Source organism: Pseudomonas sp. MG-9, assembly GCF_018729515.1.
Taxonomy (GTDB): domain Bacteria; phylum Pseudomonadota; class Gammaproteobacteria; order Pseudomonadales; family Pseudomonadaceae; genus Aquipseudomonas; species Aquipseudomonas serboccidentalis.
Genome location: NZ_JAHHZH010000018.1, coordinates 1 through 2,391 on the forward strand (window position 1 = coordinate 1; position 2,391 = coordinate 2,391).

Consider the following 2,391-nt stretch of genomic DNA (forward strand, 5'->3'; position numbering starts at 1 on the left):
GTACCGCTCAACATGCCACCGCCGAACCCGCTCTACTGGTTGGACGTCGGGCAGACCGTGGAAACGGTCAATGGCTTGGCACAACAAGTCGCCACCAATACCGCCGATATCTCCGAACTCGACGGCGTTGTCACCGCTCAGGCGACAGCGTTTCAAGCACTTCGTGCGTCCTCTCGTGACGATGGCGGGAAGGGTGATTTGGCCGACGCCATAAAGGGTTGGACCAGCACGGCGGCGATCGCAACCGAGCAAAAAGTCCGCGCCTCCGAAAATGAGGCGTCAGCCCGGCGCCTCACCACGCTTGACGCGGCGGTTGGCCTGAACGCTGCAAATATCACCTCGCTTGAGCAGGTTGTTACGACGAATAGCTCAGCGACTGCTACCAAGATTGAGCAGATAAGCGTCACCGTTGGAAAAAACGGGTCTGACATTCAGCAGAACACGGCGGCGATCCAACAGACGTCCACTGCTTATGCGGATACGGCTGGTAAGTTGTCGACGATGTGGTCGGTGAAGATGCAGGTCACCGCAAATGGTCAGTACGTTGCCGCTGGTATCGGCCTTGGCATCGAAAACACCGGAGCCGGACTGCAAAGCCAGTTCCTGGTCGCGGCTGACCGGTTCGCCATTGTGAATACCATCGCCGGCGGAGCCATCTCGGTGCCGTTTGCGGTTCAGGGCGGACAGGTGTTTATGCAATCGACATTTATCCTGGACGGTAGCATCACCAACGCCAAGATCGGCAGCTACATCAGCTCAACCAACTACATCGCCGGCCAGCAAGGCTGGATCCTGAACAAAGACGGCACACTTGAAATAAACGGCATTGTCCCGGGGCAGGGGCGTCTGGTGATCAATTCACTGAACGTTTCGGTCTACGACGCCAACAACGTGCTGCGTGTTCGTCTCGGCTATCTGGGGTAATAAATGGCTCTATTTGGCCTTCGTGTCTTCAACGAGAGTGGTCAGCTCGCCATGGACACCAACAGCTTCACCTATCAGGTGATCTGGCAGGGCGTGATTGATTTCAGTGGTTCCGTGCCCAGCTACACGCTGAATATTCCGGGTTTCAACCCAGCCAACTGCGTGTTCATGATCATCCCGACGAGGGCACAGGACGTGCAATCGGCGGAGACCGACGGCAGCGGCAATCAAAAGTCCTACCCGTATGTAACCACCTCTGTGGGTCAGGTTGTGGTACGTCCGAAAAACCCTTCCACCAGCGCTTCCACGATTCAATCAAGGATTGTCGCCAAAGGGTACGCGATCAGGTATTTGACATGACCTTTGGATTCCAAAGCATCAATGACAATTCATTTGTCCAGATCGATTCAGAGGCACCTAGGCTTTGCGTGCTCACTAAGGGCACCTATTCAGGAGTGGCAAGCGCATCGGGCACATTTGCTCGGGCGGTTACCAGCCAAGACCCGCCGATGGTGTTCATTCGTCCTGACCAGGGCGGCGCGATTCAGGTTCCCATTTCAGTTTGGTTCACGGGAGGCCCGGGTAACTGGACGGGTTTTGCCATGAACGCCTCACGGGTGAATGAAACCCTCAGCGGTCAGTACTTCGTGGCTGCATGGGCCTCTATGGGCACCGCTGCGTACGGTATGAGGCTATGGGACGGTGCAGGATCGCTCGTTTACGACAGCGGAGCGCCTGCGGTGGTTGTGACGTTTGCCGCCGGTAACTGGACGTATCTTGGAACCGAGCAGTTGAGCGTAGGCCGCCGGTACTTCTGGGGGATAAATAAAAGCCTTGGAGTAGGGGAGTACGTTTCCCTAAACCCATTCACGATGAATTGTCACAACGACGGAACCGGTGGCGGGTGTGCTCTCGGGGTCGATTATGCAAACGGCCGAATCATGATGTACAGCCTTGCTTTTACAGCCTGGACTGATCAAGGCCACCGACCATTTCTCTGCGCCAAATTACTGGCCTGATTCTTTTCCTCTGGAGGTATTTAATGCCCTGGCACAGATTGGGTACGGTTTCTGTCACCCAAAATTCAAACACCGTGACCGGTGTAAACACAGCCTTCGCGGCAAACACCCGGATTGGGGACGCCTTTATTGGTCCTGACGGGCGTCAATACGAGCTGGGCAACGTCGCCAGCGATACCGTGATTTCGATCATCCCTCCGTATTTGGGGGCTACTGCTTCTGGCGCGTCCTATGCGATCGCGCCGATCCAAGGTTACGAGAAGGCTCTGGCTGATCAGGTCCGCGACTGGGTAAACACCTACGGCGCAAAAATGGCTGCACTGGGCACTACCGGCAATTATGAGATTTTACCCGTCGAAAAAGGCGGCACCGGTGGCAATGACCAGCCAACAGCACGAGCTGGTCTGGCTGCCGCGAAGAGTGGTGCCAACAGCGACATCACCGAACT

3 protein-coding genes and 1 pseudogene are annotated in these 2,391 nt (G+C 56.1%); all 4 read left to right on the plus strand.

Going from position 1 to position 2,391, the window contains the following annotated elements:
• Positions 1-924: DUF1983 domain-containing protein (locus tag KKQ10_RS28255; protein ID WP_215502978.1), on the plus strand; the 924-nt coding region annotated here is incomplete at its 5' end.
• 3 nt (positions 925-927) lie between these two features.
• Complete coding sequence (locus KKQ10_RS28260; protein WP_215502979.1) at positions 928-1,284, plus strand: hypothetical protein; 357 nt, start codon at positions 928-930, stop codon at positions 1,282-1,284.
• A complete protein-coding gene (locus tag KKQ10_RS28265; RefSeq protein WP_215502980.1) occupies positions 1,281-1,943 on the plus strand; it encodes a hypothetical protein in 663 nt (220 codons plus the stop codon). The genes KKQ10_RS28260 and KKQ10_RS28265 overlap by 4 nt, the downstream gene beginning before the upstream one ends.
• 23 nt (positions 1,944-1,966) lie before the next feature.
• Positions 1,967-2,391 (plus strand): annotated as a pseudogene (locus KKQ10_RS28270) (tail fiber domain-containing protein); the annotation flags it as partial.

What these genes read in the sequence shown, in the direction of transcription:
- KKQ10_RS28260 (WP_215502979.1), top strand. Translation starts at nt 928, where the DNA reads ATGGCTCTATTTGGCCTTCGTGTCTTCAACGAGAGTGGTCAGCTCGCC.
- KKQ10_RS28265 (WP_215502980.1), top strand. Translation starts at nt 1,281, where the DNA reads ATGACCTTTGGATTCCAAAGCATCAATGACAATTCATTTGTCCAGATC.